The organism is Cyanobacterium sp. Dongsha4 (assembly GCF_036345015.1).
Classification (GTDB): domain Bacteria; phylum Cyanobacteriota; class Cyanobacteriia; order Cyanobacteriales; family Cyanobacteriaceae; genus PCC-10605.
The window spans coordinates 1,805,491-1,825,349 of record NZ_CP084098.1 but is presented as its reverse complement, the minus strand read 5'-3'; the positions used below and the strand labels follow the sequence as shown (position 1 = coordinate 1,825,349).

The 19,859-nt window shown below is 34.5% G+C and carries 16 protein-coding genes; 5 read left to right on the top strand and 11 right to left on the bottom strand.

Annotation, left to right across the window (positions count from 1 at the left end):
• Positions 1-80: 80 nt before the first annotated feature.
• Together Dongsha4_RS07850 and Dongsha4_RS07845 are read right to left on the bottom strand one after the other, a co-directional pair.
• On the bottom strand, positions 81-827 hold the full coding sequence (locus Dongsha4_RS07850) for a nucleotidyltransferase family protein (RefSeq protein WP_330205122.1): 747 nt from the start codon (positions 825-827) through the stop codon (positions 81-83).
• A 167-nt stretch (positions 828-994) separates the two neighbouring features.
• Complete coding sequence (locus tag Dongsha4_RS07845; protein WP_330205121.1) at positions 995-1,600, bottom strand: 2-dehydropantoate 2-reductase; 606 nt, start codon at positions 1,598-1,600, stop codon at positions 995-997.
• A gap of 161 nt (positions 1,601-1,761) precedes the next feature.
• On the opposite strand from Dongsha4_RS07845, the gene Dongsha4_RS07840 reads away from it, so the two are divergent.
• Positions 1,762-3,405, top strand: a complete 1,644-nt coding sequence (locus Dongsha4_RS07840) for an acetolactate synthase large subunit (RefSeq protein WP_330205120.1) — start codon at positions 1,762-1,764, stop codon at positions 3,403-3,405.
• Between the two features lie 81 nt (positions 3,406-3,486).
• On the opposite strand, the gene Dongsha4_RS07835 is transcribed toward Dongsha4_RS07840, so the two are convergent.
• The 6 genes from Dongsha4_RS07835 to Dongsha4_RS07810 form a co-directional block, all read right to left on the bottom strand.
• The gene (locus Dongsha4_RS07835; protein ID WP_330205119.1) at positions 3,487-5,079 is read right to left on the bottom strand and encodes a hypothetical protein; all 1,593 of its coding nucleotides are present in this window, start codon (positions 5,077-5,079) and stop codon (positions 3,487-3,489) included.
• A 267-nt stretch (positions 5,080-5,346) separates the two neighbouring features.
• A complete protein-coding gene (locus Dongsha4_RS07830) occupies positions 5,347-6,852 on the bottom strand; it encodes a hypothetical protein (protein WP_330205118.1) in 1,506 nt (501 codons plus the stop codon).
• A gap of 51 nt (positions 6,853-6,903) precedes the next feature.
• Complete coding sequence (gene mnmA, locus Dongsha4_RS07825) at positions 6,904-7,959, bottom strand: tRNA 2-thiouridine(34) synthase MnmA (RefSeq protein ID WP_330205117.1); 1,056 nt, start codon at positions 7,957-7,959, stop codon at positions 6,904-6,906.
• A gap of 381 nt (positions 7,960-8,340) precedes the next feature.
• Positions 8,341-8,904: a 50S ribosomal protein L25/general stress protein Ctc gene (locus Dongsha4_RS07820; RefSeq protein WP_330205116.1), complete on the bottom strand. Its 564-nt coding sequence runs from the start codon at positions 8,902-8,904 to the stop codon at positions 8,341-8,343.
• A 143-nt stretch (positions 8,905-9,047) separates the two neighbouring features.
• Complete coding sequence (locus Dongsha4_RS07815; RefSeq protein ID WP_330205115.1) at positions 9,048-10,382, bottom strand: adenylosuccinate synthase; 1,335 nt, start codon at positions 10,380-10,382, stop codon at positions 9,048-9,050.
• Between the two features lie 249 nt (positions 10,383-10,631).
• On the bottom strand, positions 10,632-11,693 hold the full coding sequence (locus Dongsha4_RS07810; protein WP_330205114.1) for an Mrp/NBP35 family ATP-binding protein: 1,062 nt from the start codon (positions 11,691-11,693) through the stop codon (positions 10,632-10,634).
• Positions 11,694-12,001: 308 nt separating this feature from the next.
• On the opposite strand from Dongsha4_RS07810, the gene Dongsha4_RS07805 reads away from it, so the two are divergent.
• From Dongsha4_RS07805 to Dongsha4_RS07795, 3 genes are read left to right on the top strand one after another with little or no spacing between them, the layout of a single operon-like run.
• Positions 12,002-13,282 (top strand): HAMP domain-containing sensor histidine kinase, encoded by a 1,281-nt coding sequence (locus tag Dongsha4_RS07805; RefSeq protein WP_330205113.1) that lies wholly within the window; start codon positions 12,002-12,004, stop codon positions 13,280-13,282.
• A 20-nt stretch (positions 13,283-13,302) separates the two neighbouring features.
• Positions 13,303-13,935: a hypothetical protein gene (locus Dongsha4_RS07800; RefSeq protein WP_330205112.1), complete on the top strand. Its 633-nt coding sequence runs from the start codon at positions 13,303-13,305 to the stop codon at positions 13,933-13,935.
• 42 nt (positions 13,936-13,977) lie between these two features.
• The gene (locus Dongsha4_RS07795) at positions 13,978-14,565 is read left to right on the top strand and encodes a pentapeptide repeat-containing protein (RefSeq protein ID WP_330205111.1); all 588 of its coding nucleotides are present in this window, start codon (positions 13,978-13,980) and stop codon (positions 14,563-14,565) included.
• A 39-nt stretch (positions 14,566-14,604) separates the two neighbouring features.
• On the opposite strand, the gene Dongsha4_RS07790 is transcribed toward Dongsha4_RS07795, so the two are convergent.
• Complete coding sequence (locus Dongsha4_RS07790) at positions 14,605-15,300, bottom strand: SDR family NAD(P)-dependent oxidoreductase (protein ID WP_330205110.1); 696 nt, start codon at positions 15,298-15,300, stop codon at positions 14,605-14,607.
• A 76-nt stretch (positions 15,301-15,376) separates the two neighbouring features.
• On the bottom strand, positions 15,377-16,861 hold the full coding sequence (locus tag Dongsha4_RS07785) for a DUF4335 domain-containing protein (protein ID WP_330205109.1): 1,485 nt from the start codon (positions 16,859-16,861) through the stop codon (positions 15,377-15,379).
• 177 nt (positions 16,862-17,038) lie between these two features.
• On the opposite strand from Dongsha4_RS07785, the gene Dongsha4_RS07780 reads away from it, so the two are divergent.
• On the top strand, positions 17,039-17,335 hold the full coding sequence (locus Dongsha4_RS07780) for a 2Fe-2S iron-sulfur cluster-binding protein (RefSeq protein WP_330205108.1): 297 nt from the start codon (positions 17,039-17,041) through the stop codon (positions 17,333-17,335).
• A gap of 89 nt (positions 17,336-17,424) precedes the next feature.
• Here Dongsha4_RS07780 and Dongsha4_RS07775 read toward each other — a convergent pair whose 3' ends face one another.
• Positions 17,425-19,719, bottom strand: coding sequence for a ribonucleoside-diphosphate reductase subunit alpha (locus tag Dongsha4_RS07775; RefSeq protein WP_330205107.1), 2,295 nt, complete (start codon positions 19,717-19,719; stop codon positions 17,425-17,427).
• Between the last annotated feature and the right edge of the window lie 140 nt (positions 19,720-19,859).

Below are 19,859 nucleotides of genomic sequence, written 5' to 3'. Positions count from 1 at the left end.
ATTTATCCTCCTTGTAAGTTAATTTGCATTTAAACTAAAAATCATAGCTTAATTCACCAACGCTTAATTTTTCTCCCCCGTTAAAAAGATTGCCAATTTTCAGCAATAAACTTTTCCGCTTGAATTAAAGTTTCAGGTGTGCCAATATCTAAAAAAGGAGCGGAAGTAATATGGACTTTTATTTTACAACCTTGACTTAGTAAATAAGGAAAAATATCATATTCAAAACTTAATTTCTGACTCTGAGGAAACTTAGCTAAAACATCATTTTTTAAAAGATATATTCCACCATTAATAATACCTTTACCCTCTTTTTTTTCGGCAAAACTAATTAAGTTATAATCATCATCAAATTTTAAAGAACCGTAACGAGAAGCATCTTCCACCGTCAAACCTAAAATAGCTCCTTCTACAGTTTCATCATTTAAACACTCAAAAAAAGGTTTTAAATCGCTAAAAATAAGAGAATCTCCATTTGCTATTAACCAATAATCTGTATAACTTTTATCTTGTTTAACTGCATTAATAAAGCCGCCTCCAGTGCCTAAAGGTTCTAATTCCTCGTAGCATTTGATAGATAAATTATTAAATAGATGTGGATGAAAATAATCTTCAATTACCGTTGATAAATACCCTGTAGAAAGAAGAAAATTATTGATATTTTGTTGATGTAAATAACGAATAATCCACTCAAGAAAAGGCTTATCTAAAACCTTCGCCATCGGTTTAGGTATATCTGGTAATAAATGTTTTACCCTTGTGCCAAATCCTCCCGCCAAAATAACGGCAGTAATTTTTTTTTCTTGGTTCACAAATTTATCATTCATGTTAATAATATATTGAGTAGAAATAAGTGATGATTGGTGCGGATAGTTAGGGTTTTAGGGGATTGAGGTATTAGGAAGTATTTTATTTCACCTGACACCTGCAACCTGAAACCTGAAAACCTTTTCCTGAGAAATAATTGACACGACAAGAAGTGACAGAGCTACTATCATCGATAATTAAAACCAATTAAACCTAAATCTAAATATTTTTTGATTCGTAAAATTTTGCCCTCTAAACAAACACTAAAAGTAAAAAAATGTCTAATTTGGTTATTAGGAATTTTGCCTTTTAATTCTAGTTTAAAATAATTGGGTTTTTGGCGAGATTGACCTTGATTTATTTTAACAATAACTTTTTCTTTATATTTAGAAGAATAAGCTATATCCCCTCTAATAGAAAAATAATTATCAGGTAAAATGTCTGGAATATTTGTTTGAGGTTGATAGATTCCTGCTATTTGAAAATGAATATTATCTGTGTCTGGAATAGTATGAGGATAGACAACCCAATTTTGTACTTGGTCTAAATCCACATGATTTTTAACTGCACCAATAGCTTTCCCCAATAGTACAGTATGAAAAATTTGATTGTCAGCAGTAGTAATAATTCCTTTAGTTAAAGCATTTTGTGAAGGTTCATATATTCCTTGAATGACACCTATTGCTCTATATTGTAAGGGATGATCGGGAATACCAATAGCAGGATGATCTAGGAGAAAAGTAGAATCGGGGTTAGAATTAGCAGAAAAATCAGAAGAATTAATGACGCTCACACTCTCTATATCAGATGAAAAAGTTAAGATGAAATTAGTAGGATCAAATCAATCGCCTCTATTGGCAACGGTAAAAAACCCTTTTCCTAGAATATAACAACTAGATTGAACATAATCAATTTAAACATCAATTAAAGATAATAAATCAAAGTGGGGGGCAAATGAACACGGCAGAACTATTAATTAAATGTTTGGAAAATGAAGGAGTTGAATATATTTTCGGCTTACCGGGGGAGGAAAATTTACATATTCTTGAAGCCTTAAAGGAATCTTCCATTCAGTTTATCACCACTCGCCACGAACAGGGAGCGGCATTTATGGCTGATGTATATGGGCGTTTGACAGGCAAAGCGGGGGTTTGTCTTTCCACTTTGGGGCCGGGGGCGACAAATTTAATGACGGGGGTTGCTGATGCTAATTTAGATGGAGCTCCTTTGGTGGCAATTACAGGGCAGGTGGGGACGGATCGTATGCACATCGAGTCACATCAATACCTCGATCTTGTGGCGATGTTTGCTCCTGTTACTAAATGGAATAAACAAATTGTACGACCAGGTATAACTCCCGAAGTGGTAAGGAAGGCTTTTAAGGTGGCAGAGAAGGAAAAACCCGGAGCGGTACATATTGATTTACCTGAAAATATTGCGGCGATGGAAGTTCAAGGTTCTCCTTTACGCATTGACAGTCGAGAAAAAATCTATGCCTCTTTTAAAAGTGTTAATAGTGCGGCAGTGGCGATCGCAAAAGCCAAAAATCCGTTAATTTTGGCAGGAAATGGCACAATTCGAGCAAAAGCGGCGGATGCGTTGACCCAATTTGCCACAGAATTAAATATTCCCGTTGCGAATACTTTTATGGGTAAAGGTACTATTCCCTATCTTCATCCTCTGGCATTATGGACTGTAGGTTTGCAACAGAGAGATTTTATTACCTGTGCCTTTGAAAAAAGTGATTTGGTGATTGCGATTGGTTATGATTTAATTGAATATTCTCCAAAACGCTGGAATCCTGATGGCACAATTCCCATTGTTCACATTGCTGAAACTTCTGCTGAAATTGATAGTAGTTATATTCCTACGGTGGAAGTAATTGGGGATATTAGCGATGCTTTAAATGAAATTATTAAAAGATGCGATCGCACTTCTAAACCTTTACCTTTTGCGGCCACTCTCAAACAGGAAATTCGGGAAGACTACGAACAATATGCCCATGATGAGGGATTTCCCATCAAACCCCAAAAAATCATCTATGATTTAAGACAGGTAATGGGTTCTGAAGATATAGTTATTTCTGACGTGGGAGCTCATAAAATGTGGATGGCAAGACACTACCACGGTGAAGCCCCTAATACTTGTATTATTTCCAACGGTTTTGCCGCTATGGGGATCGCTATTCCCGGTGCGATCGCAGCTAAGTTAGTTCACCCTGATAAAAAAGTCGTGGCAGTAACCGGAGATGGAGGTTTTATGATGAATTGTCAAGAATTAGAAACCGCCTTAAGGGCAAAAACTCCCTTTGTGACACTGATATTTAACGACAATGGATATGGCTTAATCGGCTGGAAACAAATGAATCAATTTGGTGCGACAAGTTTTGTTGATTTTGGTAATCCAGACTTCGTTAAATTTGCCGAGAGTATGGGTTTAAAAGGCTATCGTGTGGAATCCTCCGAAGACCTCATTCCTACCCTTAAAACTGCCCTTGAAGACGATGTTCCTGCGGTGATAGACTGCCCTGTAGATTATCGTGAAAATATCCGTTTTTCTCGTAAGTCAGGGGACTTAAGTTGTCCGATATGGGAATAAAAATTCAAACAGGGAAAATTTGTTTGTAGGGCGATGCACCGCCCACCATTTTTACTCACTCACCTATTACCTTTACAAAATTTATTTAGCTGTCACTACTCTAATAGCATCAAAAATTACTTTAGATACAGGTTTTTTGGATTCTTCAATAGGAGGCATAGGAGGAATACTATTTTGAGAAGGAAGTTTGAAACTCAAAGTTAATTCCTTCGGAATTGATAAACCAAAAGCAATAGCAAAACGATGAAAATGTTTAGGATTAACTCCATTCATATCAAAGTTATTTTTATCTATTTTAACTCCTGATGAAACTTCTTTAATTTCATAGTGTTTCGGTTGGAAAGTAGAAGGTTTATTAAACTGTTTGAAAGCTGAATAGGTTGACTGAATACAGTGACGGAAAAAGACACTATCTTTTCCTCCTCCCCCCACAAGGATTTGTTCTTGGGGTTTACAAGCCGTATAAAGATGTATTGCTCTTTCCCAAAGCATCAATTCATAAAGCATTTTTTCTTGAGAAGTATGGGATGTTTTTAATTCAGATTCGATCGCCTCTTTCGTAATATAGTAATAAGAATTACTCTGATGATTATTAGTCATCACGGCTTGATGTTGTCTTTTTGCCACTGCCGCAATAGTTTCCCCTTGTTTCAAAGGCTTTTGGCTTTTTATGATTAATCGATCTAAATCCTCTACAATGGATGTATCAGGATCAATTAGTTGTTTTTTGATAGTTTGTTTATCTAAATTAGACTCTAATTGAACATCGTGAATAATTGCCTCAATACCTAAAATGGGAGCAAAAGCATTTTGACAATTAATTTCAGGCACATTGCTACCCTGTTTTTGATAATAAAAATAACAAAATTCCGTAGTGCCTCCACCAATATCCACATACAAAAGATAACCATTTTGAGCCGAAATTGAAGTAGCATAAGCAAAAGCACCAGCAGCAACTTCTGATGTCACCTTATAACGAATATCTTGATTTTGAATATCCTCTTTTAATTGAGGTTTTAATTTTTGACAAAGAGATTGTAAATCAGGTAATTTCAAAGAATCCAACTGTTTTTCATCTTCACATAACAATCTTGCCAATAATAACACTTTCTCAAAACGGGCATTAGATAAAGAATCCAAATACTGTACAGGCGCACCTAAATTGACACACCAATTCAAATTATCAACATCTAATTCCCTTTGATATTTATTGACAAACCAATCCTTAGTTCTCACAATTACTTTAGCAAGAAAATAAGCAGATAAAATTTCAATATATTCTACTTCATTAAGATTTATTTTCTGCCAATGAGGAAGTTGCCCAAAAAATAAAGTTGTATCCCCTTGACTTTTTTCAAATTTATCTAACCCTGACTTAGATTCAACTATTTCTAATAATTTTTTTCCCTGAGATAACTTTTCTTCATCTTCTTTTGTCAAAGACAAATATTTATCTAAATCAATTTCCGCTAGACGCATTTTCAGAAAGTCAACTTCTAAAGAGTCTTTTTGGCTTCTTTTATCATACTCCGATTCCGTTAAGCCACCAAATAAAGTACCATCTTTATCGATACCCACTTTACTGATTAAAAAATTTTCTGTGATTTCTTTTGCAGAATTCCCAAATGTTACAACTTCCGTTCTAGGTAATTCATTCTCTGCGACACTTCTCACCCCTACGCACACTTTTGTATAACTTGTACCAAAATCCAGCCCAATGATTACATCAAGTTTTTTTTGTAAGACATAAATATTTAATTCTCTGTGGATTTCTAAATATATTTAACTATCAAAATAATATTATATAGCCTTTCTCATCTTTATGAGATACATTTTTTTTATGAGATACATTTTTGATTTGTAAGTCCCCTGAATTCGCAAGGGATTTAGGGGTTCGAGGTGTACTTCTATTTAACAAAAAATTGCTATAGTTTAAACAGTCTATTTTACATAAATCAGACCTGCACTAAGATTCATTCCCCCAATAGCGGTTATTTTTTCTTCCAACCTTAAGTAATCATCATAATAATTAGGTATTTGATTAACTTGATAGATGGCATCCATCGGATTTTTCCCCGCTTGACTAGCAAATTCAATTAATTCTTTAGCAATAATACTATCTAATAATTTGTTATCTTCCAAATTAATCACAAAATATACTAGATAATTAATCTCATTTTGAATAAGATAATATACACTATAAAAATAATTTCCTTTGGTTAAAGTTGATAAATTTTTAGATTTTTTCACATCTTCTAGTTCCAAATTTATCGCACATACTGGCACAAAGGATAAATGTTTTAATTCTATACGATTTAACCATTTGATTAAGGGATGTTCTAAATTAATAAATTCAACACAGGGAGGAATTTTAATAGGTTTTTGAGTAAAATTAAAGATACACTTGCATTCATGATCGGTTAAAAATGTTCTTAATCTTGGTTGAAATTGCTCACAAAAATCCTTTAAATCTGCTTGGGCAGAATCAAATAATTTAATTTTGAGAATGTCTTTAAATTGATCTTCGTCTTCTATTTTTTCAACAATAGTTCCATCATACTGTAATTCTAAGCTATCAATCACAAAAGTCATTAACTCTTTACTATTTATTCTAACTTTTTCTATTGTTTTAATTAGTGATAAATTAGAATCTTCCTCTTTTTTTAGTTCAGTTAAAAAATTAATAAAATTATCATTTTGTTCTACCTTTCCCAAGAGAGTTAATATTTCGTTGTTAATATGTTGATGAAAAATAATTAAATTTTGCTGATAACTACATATTTTGTTTGCTATTTGATAAGTTTTACTTTCTTTATTATTAATAGCATTAATGATTCCATAGAATACTATATTTTGGAAATAGTCGTTATAAGTTTTAAAGAAAACATCTAATTTTTCTTCTTTATTTTTACTGCTTAATATTGACTGTAAAGAAAGAATAAAAATATTATTATTAGTATTAGTATATGTGTTATCATTTTTAATTGGTAAATTAACTAATTCTTTAAAAGATAATTCTTGATATTTAAGATTTTCTTGGATTAAAATACTTATTAATTCTTGTTTTATATCTTTGCCTGATTGATAAATAATTAGTATCCTTTTTTTTGAATTAAGATGAAAATTTATAGAAGAATGAAAAGATAATTTTTCCCGTGATAATTTAATTTTGTAAAAAGATAAAATTTGTCTAAGAATAAGATGAGAACTAAAGGCTAATTTCTCTTTTATAATATCTTTTATGGTTTCTTCTTCAGGACAATATTTAAGCTCATCTACAGGCACTTTTACAATTTTATTTTCTCCAAATTTAATGATAGCAGTTAAACCATAACCACCTATGTACTCAACTTTTCCTATGGTTTTTCCGTATAAACCTCCCCTTATTTTTCTTACTCTTTGATCGGGTATTTTTGGATTCCAATTAAGTTTTTCTAATTTATCCATTTAATATTTATTTGATAGAATAATATTCTCTCTTGCTTATGTCTAAACCTTTTATTTTTCTCTCTCAATAATACCGCCACCTAATAATATTTCCTGATGATAGAATACCGCCGCTTGTCCGGGAGTAATACCAAATTGCGGTTCATCAAAAACTAATTTAACTCGATTATTCTCTAATGGGATGATATTCACTTGTTGAGGGGTGGCACGGTATCTCACTTTAGCTTCTGCTTTTAATGGTACTTCAGGAGATGCGATCGAAACCCAATTGACACGATTTACATAACATTCTGTTTCACCACCCTGATTTCTTGTACCAACTATCACTCTATTCATAACAGGATCTAATTTAAGTACATACAAGGGTTCAGAATAAGCAATACCTAAACCCCGTCTTTGTCCGATGGTATAGTGATGTATTCCTTCATGTTCTCCTAAGATATTACCTTCTAAATCAACTATTTGCCCCTGCTTAGGAGTTATGTATTTATCTAAAAACTCTTTCATATTACCATGAGCTTCGATAAGGCATAAGTCTTGACTTTCTGGTTTCTTTGCCGTTTTTAAATTCAAAGCCTCCGCCATTGCCCTTGTTTCGGTTTTAGTTTGATTTCCCAGAGGAAAAATTAGATGAGATAAAATTCCTTGGGGTAAATCATAGAGAAAATAAGATTGATCTTTATTGTCGTCAATAGCTTTTAATAACTGGAAGCGATCGCATCTTTCATCATAAACAACCCTAGCATAATGCCCCGTAGCGATTTTATCAATACCCAACGTATTTTGAGCATATTCTAACATAGGGGGAAACTTAACCGTGCGATTACATTGAGAACAAGGTAAAGGAGTGACTCCCCCTTCATAACCTGTTACCAAATAATCAATAATATTCTCTTGGAAAACATCCCTAATATCAACAATATGATGATTAATACCTAATTGTTCGCAAATATGAGCCGCATCCACCATTCCTTCAGAACAACATTGCCCTTTCCCTTTCATTAACCAGAGAGTGACACCCTCCACATGATAACCTTGTTTTTGCAAACTCGCCGCCGCAACAGAACTATCTACTCCTCCAGATAATCCGACTAAAACCTTATCCATAACAATCAAAATAACAAGAATTTTCAGTTAATAACTAGCAATCAAAATAATTAAGAAAGGAAAGATTCTCTTTTACCCCGACTCTAATCCCTACAAATATCAATTATAACTTGACTCAAATAGGGGTTGCTGAAAAATATTTAGGTGAGGGTAAAGTAAAGAAAAAGAGTTTTAATTAATTAAAGAAAAATGAGATCCCGTTTCAACAATTCAATTCTTGTACCGTAGTTGTGATAAATTACTAGATATAATCCCCACAAACTTTAATAAATAAGCATCTTCACATGGAAAAAATGCTACTTTTATTGATGATTTAACCTGATACCTGATACCTGACACCTGACACCTAATCAATTAATTTTGTTTCCAATTAGGATATTATTAGGCTTTTTTACGAGGTGCTACAATACCGATGATGTTTTTATGAGGATCATCTAGTACAGTAATACCTTCAGGAAGAACTAAATTACCCACAGAGAAAGTTTTGCCAATATCCACATGGCTGATGTCCATTTCTAAGAATTGAGGAATCTTATCAGGCAAACAGCGAACTTTTACTTCTGTTACCATTTGTTCCATAATACCCCCTTTGGACATCCCAATAGAATGACCGACAATTTTTAAAGGTACAACTACGATTACATCTTTATCTCCAGAGGGACAAAAGAAGCTAATATGATGTAGATTGCGTTTCCAAGGATGAGTCTGTACTTCTCTAATTAAAACTTGACCATTCCAGTTGATTTCGGGAACGCTTAACTCCACGAGGGTGTTATTGACAGATGCGTTTTTGAGCAGAGTTAAAGCCTCTTTTTGACTTAACACTAAGGATACAGATTCTGCCCCTTTATGTCCGTATAAGTTAGCTGGAATAAACCCTTCACGACGCAATGCACGAGGATTACCACCTTCTGCTCTAGTTTTACATTCCAATGTAATTGACATTTTAGTTAACTGATTTCCTTATAAATTTTTCTGTTAAGTAATGCGATTAACTATTTGAAAGTTCTCTGGAAACTACTCTTGACAAAATCAAGAAAGTATGCTAGAGAATCATAGTATTTTGTTTAGAGATTAATAATATCGACTTAAGAATTAATAGGATCACCGTTGGCATCGAGTAAAGCACGTTTAGGACCGTGAATAGGATCTTCGACTATGATAGTTTGATCTCTACTTGCTCCTAAAGATACGATCGCAATGGGTAATTCCATCAACTCAGCCAAGAATTTTAAATAATCTAATGCTTGTTTTGGTAATTCCTCTAAGGTACGACAATTGCTTGTGGATTGTTGCCATCCGGGCAATGTTTCGTACACGGGTTTACAAGAAGCAAATTTCATGGCATGGGTGGGAAACTCTCGACAGATTTCACCATCAATTTCATAAGCAACACAGACTTTTATTTCTGACAACTCGTCTAAAACGTCTAATTTAGTTACTGCCAAGCAGTCTAAACCGTTAATCCGAGCCGCATAACGTCCGATTACTCCATCAAACCAACCACAACGACGACGGCGCCCTGTAGTTGTGCCAAATTCTGCTCCCTTATCCCCTAGATGTTCTCCTATCTCATCACTTAATTCTGTCGGGAAAGGTCCTTCACCCACACGGGTTGTGTATGCCTTTGCCACTCCAATGATGCGATCGATAATTGTTGGACCGACACCTGCACCAACACAAGCACCTCCAGCAATAGGATTAGAAGAAGTTACATAAGGGTAAGTACCATGATCTAAGTCTAACAGAGTTCCCTGAGCACCTTCAAATAAGATATTTTTCTTCTGTCTGACAGCTTGATCAATTTTCAAAGAACTGTCAATGACATAAGGGCGTAAACGCTCTGCATAAATCTGATACTCTTTTGTGACTTCTTTTGCATCTAAAGGCGGTAAACCATAGAGTTTTTCTAAAACGGCATTTTTATAGTTAATCGTCCACTCAATCTTATCAGGATAGCGATCGCAATGGATTAAATCTAACATCCGAATGCCGATTCTTTCCGCTTTATCTGAATAAGTCGGACCAATGCCACGTCCAGTCGTGCCGATCTTATATTTACCTCGTTTTTCTTCCGCCGCTTGATCTAAAATACGATGATAAGGCATCGTTACATGGGCAGTTTGAGAGATAAATAAATTATCAGTAGAAACATTCAAATCTTTTAATTGATCAATTTCTTCTAATAATTCCTGCGGATCGATCACAGTGCCTGAACCTATGATACACTCAGTATCAGGATACAAAATTCCCGACGGAATTAAATGTAGTTTGAACTTTTGGTCTTTTACCACAACGGTATGACCAGCATTCACTCCCCCTTGGGAGCGAACAACCACATCTGCTGATTTACTGAGTAAATCTGTTATTTTTCCTTTTCCTTCATCGCCCCATTGGGCTCCGATTACGATAACGTTAGCCAAGAGTTTAATAAAGCTAAACTTCACACAAACTATTATTATCGCAGTTTCAGAAACCTATGTCAAGAGGGAAGTTTTTGAGTTCGGAGTTCGGAGTTTTTTGGAGTAATGAGTAACGAGTAGGGAGTTAGGGTGTTGGGGGGTTGGGGAGAAATTAATGGTTTCTTGATTCTTTATTCTCAATTCTATATTTTAACTGTTCCCTGTTCCCTGTTCCCTACCTTCACCAGACAACTTAGATACAAACCTAAATTATCTCAAAGCCATAACAGAAACTTTCCCTGCAATCTGTTGGGCGATTTTTTTCAAGGCTTGAGCAGAAGCACTCTGGGGTTGAAGGGCTACGATGGGAATGCCGCGATCGCCTCCTTCTCTTAAAGAAATTTCTAAAGGAATACAACCTAACAAAGGAACATTTAATTCTTTAGAAGCCTTTTCTCCACCCCCAGAACCAAATAAATCATAGCTCTTGTCTGGCATATCGGGAGGAATAAAATAACTCATATTTTCCACAATACCTAAAATATTAATACCTAACTGCTCAAACATTTTTAAACCCCTACGAGCATCTTGTAAAGAAACATTTTGAGGAGTGGTAACAATAACCGCTCCAGCTAAAGGCACAGATTGAGCAAGGGTTAATTGAGCATCTCCTGTACCCGGAGGCATATCAACAATTAAGTAATCTAACTCACCCCAGTTTACCTGATAGAGAAATTGACGGATAATACCATTTAACATAGGTCCACGCCACATCACAGGTTGATCAGGATCAATTAAAAATCCCATTGATACCATTTTGATACCATGATTGAAAGCAGGTTGAAGAATGTCCCCTTGAGGGGTTTTTTCTACATTTATGGGAACGTCATTTAAGCCTAGCATTGTCGGAGCGTTAGGTCCGTAAATATCTGCATCTAATAAGCCCACCTTTGCACCACTCTGAGCTAAAGCCACCGCAACATTAACGGAAACACTACTTTTGCCTACTCCTCCTTTTCCACTAGAAATGGCAATGATATTTTTCACTTGATTAACAGATTGTCTGTCAGGAAGAGGTTTTTGTTGGGGTGTTTCTGCCGTTACATCTACTGTTACTGATTTTACGCCATCTAATTTTTTTACTGCTTTCTCGCAATCTTCAACTATAAATTCTCTTAAAGGACAAGCAGGAGTTGTTAAAACCAAAGTAAAGCTAACATTTCCGTCTTCAACAGAAACATTGCGAATCATATTCAGTTCGACTAAACTTTTTTGTAATTCTGGATCTTGAACGGGTTTTAATATTTCTAATATTGATTCTGGGGTTAACATAGTTTGTTGGCAGTTTAAATATTTTTTGATTAGTTCTTGTCGTTACTTTTATAGTTTTTTGTCTATAAAATATCTATTCTCTATTATTAATTATCAATGTTGATTGATCAAGAAATAAAATTGAATTTGTCTGATAAACATTAAATTGATGGAGATTTATTTTATCTAGGATTGGTTAATTGTATATTTTGTTTATTTTATAGCTAATTGTTATTAACTATGGTTAAAATATTTCTGATTAGTTAATAATAGACCCTATAATGGGAAATAATTATTAGTTGAGATTTTCCCAAATATTTTGTTATTAAATGATAAATTTTATACTGGGTTTAGCAATTGGTTTAATCATTTATTTTGTGAATGCTTACCGAGCAAATTGTCAACTAAAAGAAATATTATATTCTTTATCTGAATTTGATTCTGTTAAGTCTCTTTCTAAAATTGCTCAAGTTAGGCGGGGGGTTAATCTTTTAAATAACAAATTTTACTATACTCAATTAGAGTTAGATGTACACCATGAATTAATTGGGAAAAACCCTTTGGGCTATTTGAGAATTGATGCTAATAATTGTTTAATTGAATGTAATGAAGAAGCAAAAAAAATACTTTATATTCAACGCTGGAATCCTCAAATTTTAAGACTATTTTTAGAGTTAGTTCGCTCTTATGAATTGGATCAACTTATTCAACAAACGAGAAAAACCCAAACAAGATTAACCATAGAATGGCAGTTTTTCCCCACCGCCAATTACATTGCAGAAGAAGAAGAAAGTTTAGATACAAATAGTTACCAACCACTCTTTTTAAAAGCCTATAGTTATCCTCTTTCAGCAGGGCAAGTAGGAATTTTTATTGAAAATAGGCAGTTAATTAGAGAATTAACCCAAAAAAAAGAACAAGCCTATTCTGATTTAAGTCATGAATTAAGAACACCTCTGACTTCTCTATTATTATTATCGGAAACTCTCCATAAATTTACTAATGATAAAGGGAAAATTTGGTTGGAACAATTACATAAGGAAATTAATCGTTTAGTGGATTTAGTACAAAATTGGTTAGAAATTTATCAATTAGAACAAAACCCTTATCAAACTCTTAAATTTCAAAGTTTAGATTTACAACAATTACTTTTATCTGCTTGGCAATCAGTGACAATCTTGGCAGAAAAAAAAGAAATTAGTTATCAATATGAAGGAGAAGATAAAATATTTATAGATGCGGATCTTAATCGTTTTACACAAGTTTTTGTCAATCTTTTTGATAATAGTATAAAGCATTGTTTTATAGGTGGTTCAATATTAGTAAAAGCACAAATAAAAACAAATATTTATGAGGAAGAAGTTGTCGAAATTCATGTCATTGATAACGGTAGTGGTTTTAACCCGAATGATTTACCTCACATCTTTGAAAGGCTTTATCGAGGGGATAAATCAAGGATGAGAACCGCAAGGGGGGGAAGTGGTTTAGGATTAAGTATTGTTAAACAAATTATTGAAGCTCATCAAGGCTCGATCGCAGCTAGTAATCATCCTGAAACTAAGGGGGCTTGGTTTAAAATTATAGTCCCTTTAAAACAAAAATCTAACTAATTTGTATTGAAAAAATTTTCATGAATAATCAACAGCCATTAATTGTTATTATAGGAGGTTTTCATAGTTCAGAAATAACTATTAATTTTGTTAACTATTTATATTCTCAAATAAAAGCACTTAAAGACTTAAAATATATAATTATTCCCACTAATAAAGTACAACCATTAGATGGATTTAGTGCCTATAATTTTTTATCTAATTATCTAGTTAATCAATCTTGTTTTCCTTGCCCAATTATTATAATTAGTTTTAGTGCTGGAGTGGTGGGAGCGATAATTTTAGGAAAACTCTGGAAAGCATGGAATGGTGAAATATTATGTCTATTGGCTTTTGACGGTTGGGGTGTGCCTTTAATAGCTGATTTTCCCTGCTATCGTATCAGTCATGATCATTTTACCCATGTTTCTTCTTCATTATTGGGGGGTGAAGAAAATAGTTTTTATGCTCAACCGATGGTCAGTCATTTAGAATTATGGCGATCGCCTCTTGAGATACAAGGACAGTGGCAAATGAAATTAGGAATCGAAAAAACAGTAAAAATGACCGACTTTATCCAATTTTGTCTTCAAAAAGAAATTGATAACTATATTAAAAAATGTAAAAAATATTCAGAAACCGAAGTAAAAAATAATCATAAAAAGAACAATTAACGATATTATGACTGATGTTGACCATACAAAATTTAGCCCACAATGAGTAAGTCATATACCCTAGATATAGAAAACATCCGCCATGGCAAGATCAAAGATTTACAGGCAATTAATCTTAATGGTGCTAACCTTTCAGGGGCTAATTTAGCACAAAGTAATTTAACAGGAAGTAATTTAACAGGAGCAAATTTGACAGGAGCAAACTTAGAAAAAGCTATTTTGCGATGTAATTTGAGAGGTGCAGATTTAACAGGAGCTTCTTTACAGGGTGCAGATTTAAGAGGTGCAGATTTACGAGGTGTGATATTACTTTCGAGTCAAGTGGAAAATATTAGTTTAGCAGGAAGTTTTTTGGCTGGTGCTATCTTAACTAATTTAGATTTATGCAATGCCGATTTAAGAGGGGCAGATTTGCGAGGTGTCAATCTTGTGGGAGCTTGTTTACAAAAAGCAGATTTGAGCAATGCTAATCTTAGTGGAGCAGATTTATCTCAGGCAGATTTAGAGGAAGCAAACCTTAGTGGAGCAATTTTGCATGGTACTAATTTAACTCAAGCAAATTTACTCTGTGCTATTGTTGAAGGTGTCTCTTTTGATTATGCCATTATCTCAGAGACTATCATTCAATGAACAGGAGTATTGGGAAAAAGAAAGAATCAAATAAAAAACTCAACAATTAGAATCAAACATTCCGGGCATATCAATCTCTTTTACGCATGAATAAGGGGAAGTGGCCAATAAAAATTGAATTGCCTTCCAAACATCAATTAAAGGAATTTGAATTTCTTGTGGTAACTGGGGATATTCATTCTCAGATAGATAGCCTAAATTAAGGACACTAGGACTTATCATCTGATGTTTTAGATTTTCTCTCAAGGAATGAACCATACCTCTTAAGGCGAATTTTGTGGCTGAAAAAACAACTTCTTTTCCTCCATGATTTTCAAGTCCCCAAGTTGATCCTATGAAGATTATTTTACCCCCTTTTTTCAAGAAACCTTGCTTTAAAATAGAGCGGACTAATTCTATATTGGCGGTTATGTTTACCTGTATTAATTGATAAATCTCCGCATATTCCATCTCTTCAAAACTATAATCTGAACTAAAAGCCGTTTTTTCCCATATACCGACATTTAAAATGAGGGCATCCATAATTTGGTTGTTTAAAATCGTGGGAATAGATGAGTTAATTTTTTCTGTTTGATTCAAGTCAAACTTTTGCCATTGAATGGGATATTCAGGAGTTAAATAAATTGGCTTTTTACGAGAAATTCCCGCAATTTGAAAATTTCCCACTTCAACAAATTTTCTGGTTAGGTAAGCACCCAACCCACCACTTATCCCAGTAATAAAAATATGTTTCATAAAGATGAGAAAAAATTAGACCTTTCACAAAACTGAAATTAAAATCAAACGATCATACTACTTTAAATAACCTCCGTTATTCTTTAAAAGTTTGTACACTACCGTTGGGACTGAGAATTAGGCGAATTATGCTTTGAGAATCATTTTCTTCTTTTACGGTTGATACTATTTTTTCTCCTAATAAAGGCATATTAGTACGATCTAAATAAATAATTGCTACTTGCCCTATGGGTGTAACTTTAGTTAATTGTCCCTCTGAATTTATTTGTAACCTGTATTCAATACTCTGTTGTAAATTTTCGGGGGGTTGCCATTGGGAGACAAAGTATTGTTTAACTTCGGTTTCTGCGGTGGTGGAAGGAAGTTTTTTTGCCACTAACTTTGATGTATCCAAATTATTAATATTTTCGGGTAGAGTGGGATTTTTGATCACAATAGGGGGTGTAATATCGCTTGTTCTATTTATATTATTTAAGGCAAGTTGAGAGGGAGAAACATCTTCAGAGGTAAAGGAGTTAAGGTTTGGTGCGGATGAATTAGGAGATGATAAAACGGGTAATTTGTTGAGTCTGGGAGGAGATGAAGGAATGGTATTTAAGTTGGGAGAAGATGGTTGTAAGGAAATTGTCTGAGACAAGGAGGGTTGAATCGTCGTTATTTGAGAAGTATTATTTATGGTTGATGGGGGTAAACTATTAACGGAAGGGGGAGGAGGTGTTTCCATGGTTAAGGTTGCCTGATTAACATTTTCAGGAAATTCCTCAAGATTTTCTGTGGTCGGATTATTCTCAGGAGGTTGAGTTATGGTAGATTCTGGTGGGGGCAGAGATTCCCTATTTTTTAGCTCTTCGGGAACTTCTGGACTTATAATTGATGGGAGACTTTTTGGATCAAGAGGAGAAGGAGGAATAACTTTTTGAATGTTGTCGGCTATTTCTTCTGTGTCTGATGGTTGAGATTGATTATCTGTCGGATTTTGTTGTAGTGCTAAATTTTGTTCATAACGCCACCAAAACCAACCACCAATGATACACACAAGGGCAGTAATAAAAATACTTAATCCTAGGTTACTGGAGATAGCTTCACCTAGTTCTTGATTACTTTTTGTTACGTCATAGTAATAGGCTTCTAAAGCGTTGATGAGATCAAATAATTGAGTATTTGTCAGGATAACTTCTACTGTTTCCCTTTGTGGTTCTACGCCGTGATAATATAGTTTATGACTGTAATCTGATTCTCTACTTAAACAAATAAATTCTGTGTTTTCGTCTTGAGGTATATCGCAAGTTTTATTCTCTCTAACTATTTGTCTATCATCTAAGTATAAGTTTATATATTCATCTACTAATTGTCTTAATTTTTCCAGTAAAGTGCGATCGCCTATTATACTGCTTCTATTATCTTTTGGTATTCTGGGATCATCAAAATGTAGTTGAAAACTAAAGTATTGAGGAAAAGATTGATACCGCCATTTTCCCCAAAAAGGTTGGGGATTATAAATTTCAAGAGTACAGGTAGGGGGCGTATAACGACGAAAAGAACTGGAATTATTAATGACCATAATCAGTATTGATTTTGGGTTGTGGATAGCTAATTATTGAATAATTTTAAACCATCTTTAAGTAATTCCATATAAAAATTAGGACTACTTATTTGCAACAACTATATATAAATTGGTCTATTGTTTAAAATTTCTTTATATTATGATATAAAACTTAACAGTATAGGAGGAGAAAAAATGCCAACGATTAAATTTGTTAAAGAAAATAAGGACGTGGTTGCCGCCGATGGTGCAAATCTGAGAGAAAAGGCTTTGCAAAATAATATTGATATATATAAGTGGCGTGGTAAGTTAATTAATTGCGGTGGTTATGGTCAGTGTGCTACTTGCGTAGTAGAAATTGTCGAAGGCATGGAAAATTTATCTCCAAAAACAGACTTTGAGACTAGGAAGTTAAAGAAAAAACCAGAAAATTATCGTTTAGCTTGTCAAACCTTGGTTAATGGCCCTATTTCTGTTAATACTAAGCCCTAACCAGCTTACAAGTTAAGGTAGGGAAGAGGGGGAAAGGGTAAGAGGAAATAGTGCATAATTTACCTCTTACTCATCACTATTTAATTAGCTTAATTCGCACAAGCGGTACATTCTTCTTTAAATGAATCTCTTTGCACGATGCGTACATAGTAAACCGCTTTACAACCTTTTTCCCATGACATCATTAAAGTATCAAATATATCTTTTGCTTTCAATGATCTTTCAGGCTCATCTGTAAAATATACTCCCTGATTTAAGTTGAACAGTAGTTCCATAGAAATCCCCGTATCTATCCATTGTTGAATAGTTGCGATCGCCCTTACTACTTGATCTTGATGGAGGGTTTTGTTTTCTTGATAGAACCAATATTTATCCTGAACGTAAGGTGGTGCAATGGGTACAGTTCCTTTAGCCCATTTGTCATAGAAAAATCTACTATAAACAGGTAATACACTAGCTGTACAACCTTGTACTAAAGAAGAAGAAGTATTAGGTGCGATCGCAGTTATGTGAGAATTACGGATACCATATTGTTGAATATCAATGGCTAACTTCTGCCAACGAATAGGTTGAGAGGCATTTTCTTCAAACCAAGCTACGGGTTTGCTACCAATTAATAAGCCTTTACTCCAATCACTACCTTCAAAAGCAGGATAAGCACCTCTTTCCTTACTTAATGCCATAGATGCTTGGGTGCAGTAGTAACCAATATTCTCAAATAAGTCACTAATTTCTGACAAGTTACTATATCTCAACTCTCGTTTTGCTAACCAATCCGCTAACCCCATAGCACCAACACCAATGGTACGATAACGATCATTATGGCTTTTCGCATCCGCAAAAGGTGGGATAGTAATATCAATGGTATTGTCTAAAATTCTCACCGCTAAAGTACACACCGATTCAATATCGCTATCCTCTAAATTTGCAAGGTTGAGGGAAACTAAATTGCAACAGTGAGCATATTTATTAGGGGTAACATTACTAAAGCTCTCGGTACATAAGTTCACACCGGGGATATAACCATCATGTTTATTGGGATTGGCTTTGTTGATAGCATCTTTAAAGGCAAGGTAAGGCATTCCTGTTTCCACCTGTGCCCGCATAATTTCTTTGAATAATTCCCTAGCATTAACTTTCTTATAGAGCTTAATCTTCGTATCGAGGTTAGCTTCAATAATAGAGTAAGCCTTTTCAAACTCCCCACCCCAAAGAGGAGCTAAGTCAATGCCTAACTCGTTTTGTACTTCAAAAGGATCAACTAAAGTCCATTCCTGCTTATTTTCTACCCGACGCATAAATTCATCAGCAATTACTAATTGCGGAAACACGTCATAAGCCTTACGTCTTTGATCCCCGTTTTCTGTCTGCATTTCCAGAAATTCAGGTACATCTAAATGCCAAATATCTAAACCCACTGTTACCGCCCCGGCACGTCTGCCTCCCTGATTCACGGCAATGGCTGTATCATTAAGTAACTTGATCCAAGGTATAACCCCCCCAGAGGCATTTTTCTTGCCCATTACTGAGCTTCCTGTGGCACGGATTCGAGACACATTGACCCCTACTCCACCCCCATTTTTCGAGATTCGAGCTGTATTGGTAATTTCCCTAAAAATACTTTCTAAGTTGTCATCTATACTGACGATAAAACAACTGGTTAACGAGCCAGAGGGTACTCTTAAATTAGCTAAAATTGGTGTGGCTAAAGAAATACGACGAGATGCGATCGCCTCATAAAATTTACGAGCATAATATAAACGAGAATCAGGAGACTCTACCATAGCCAAAAGTAATGCACAAGTTAAAAACGCTTCTTGGGGCAATTCTTGAGGCAGAAGATAACGACTGGTTAATAAAACAGCACCAGCATAATCATAATCTAAATCCCAATCGGCATTAATCCAACTTCCTGCTTCTTCTAATTCTGTCGTAGAATAAGTTAAGATACGTTCATCATATTTGCCCTGTTCTACAAAAGATTGAACAGTTTGAGCATAATTACCATAATTGTAACCACGATGAACTAGAGTTTCTTTCCATAAACTCCAAATATGCAGTCGGCCAGCCACATAACGCCAATCGGGTTGATCTAAATCACATAACTCTAAGGCACAATTAATTAAATTATCCTGAATTTCTCGTGTGGTAATTCCATGACGTAAACGGGTTTTCAATCCTGACTCTAAGGCAATAGAATTGACCTCCTTCCCATTACAAGCCCAATCTACCACCTTGCGGATTTTGGTGACATCAAGGGGTGCAGATTTACCACTTCTTTTTATAACTTCAATCTGACTAGCATTTTTTGCTTCTTTGCTGTGATTCTGATTTGTCTGATATGAGTAACCAGAATTGATAGTTTCTTGAGTATCCAATAACATTACTTCTGCCTCGCTACCTTAAGTATTTCTACTCAATGATTGTTGTTTTTTTATTTCGACTTCTCTTTTATACCACATATATGGGGTAGGTGGATCAGTCCATACACCATATGTAAAATTTAGTCAATAAAATTTATTTA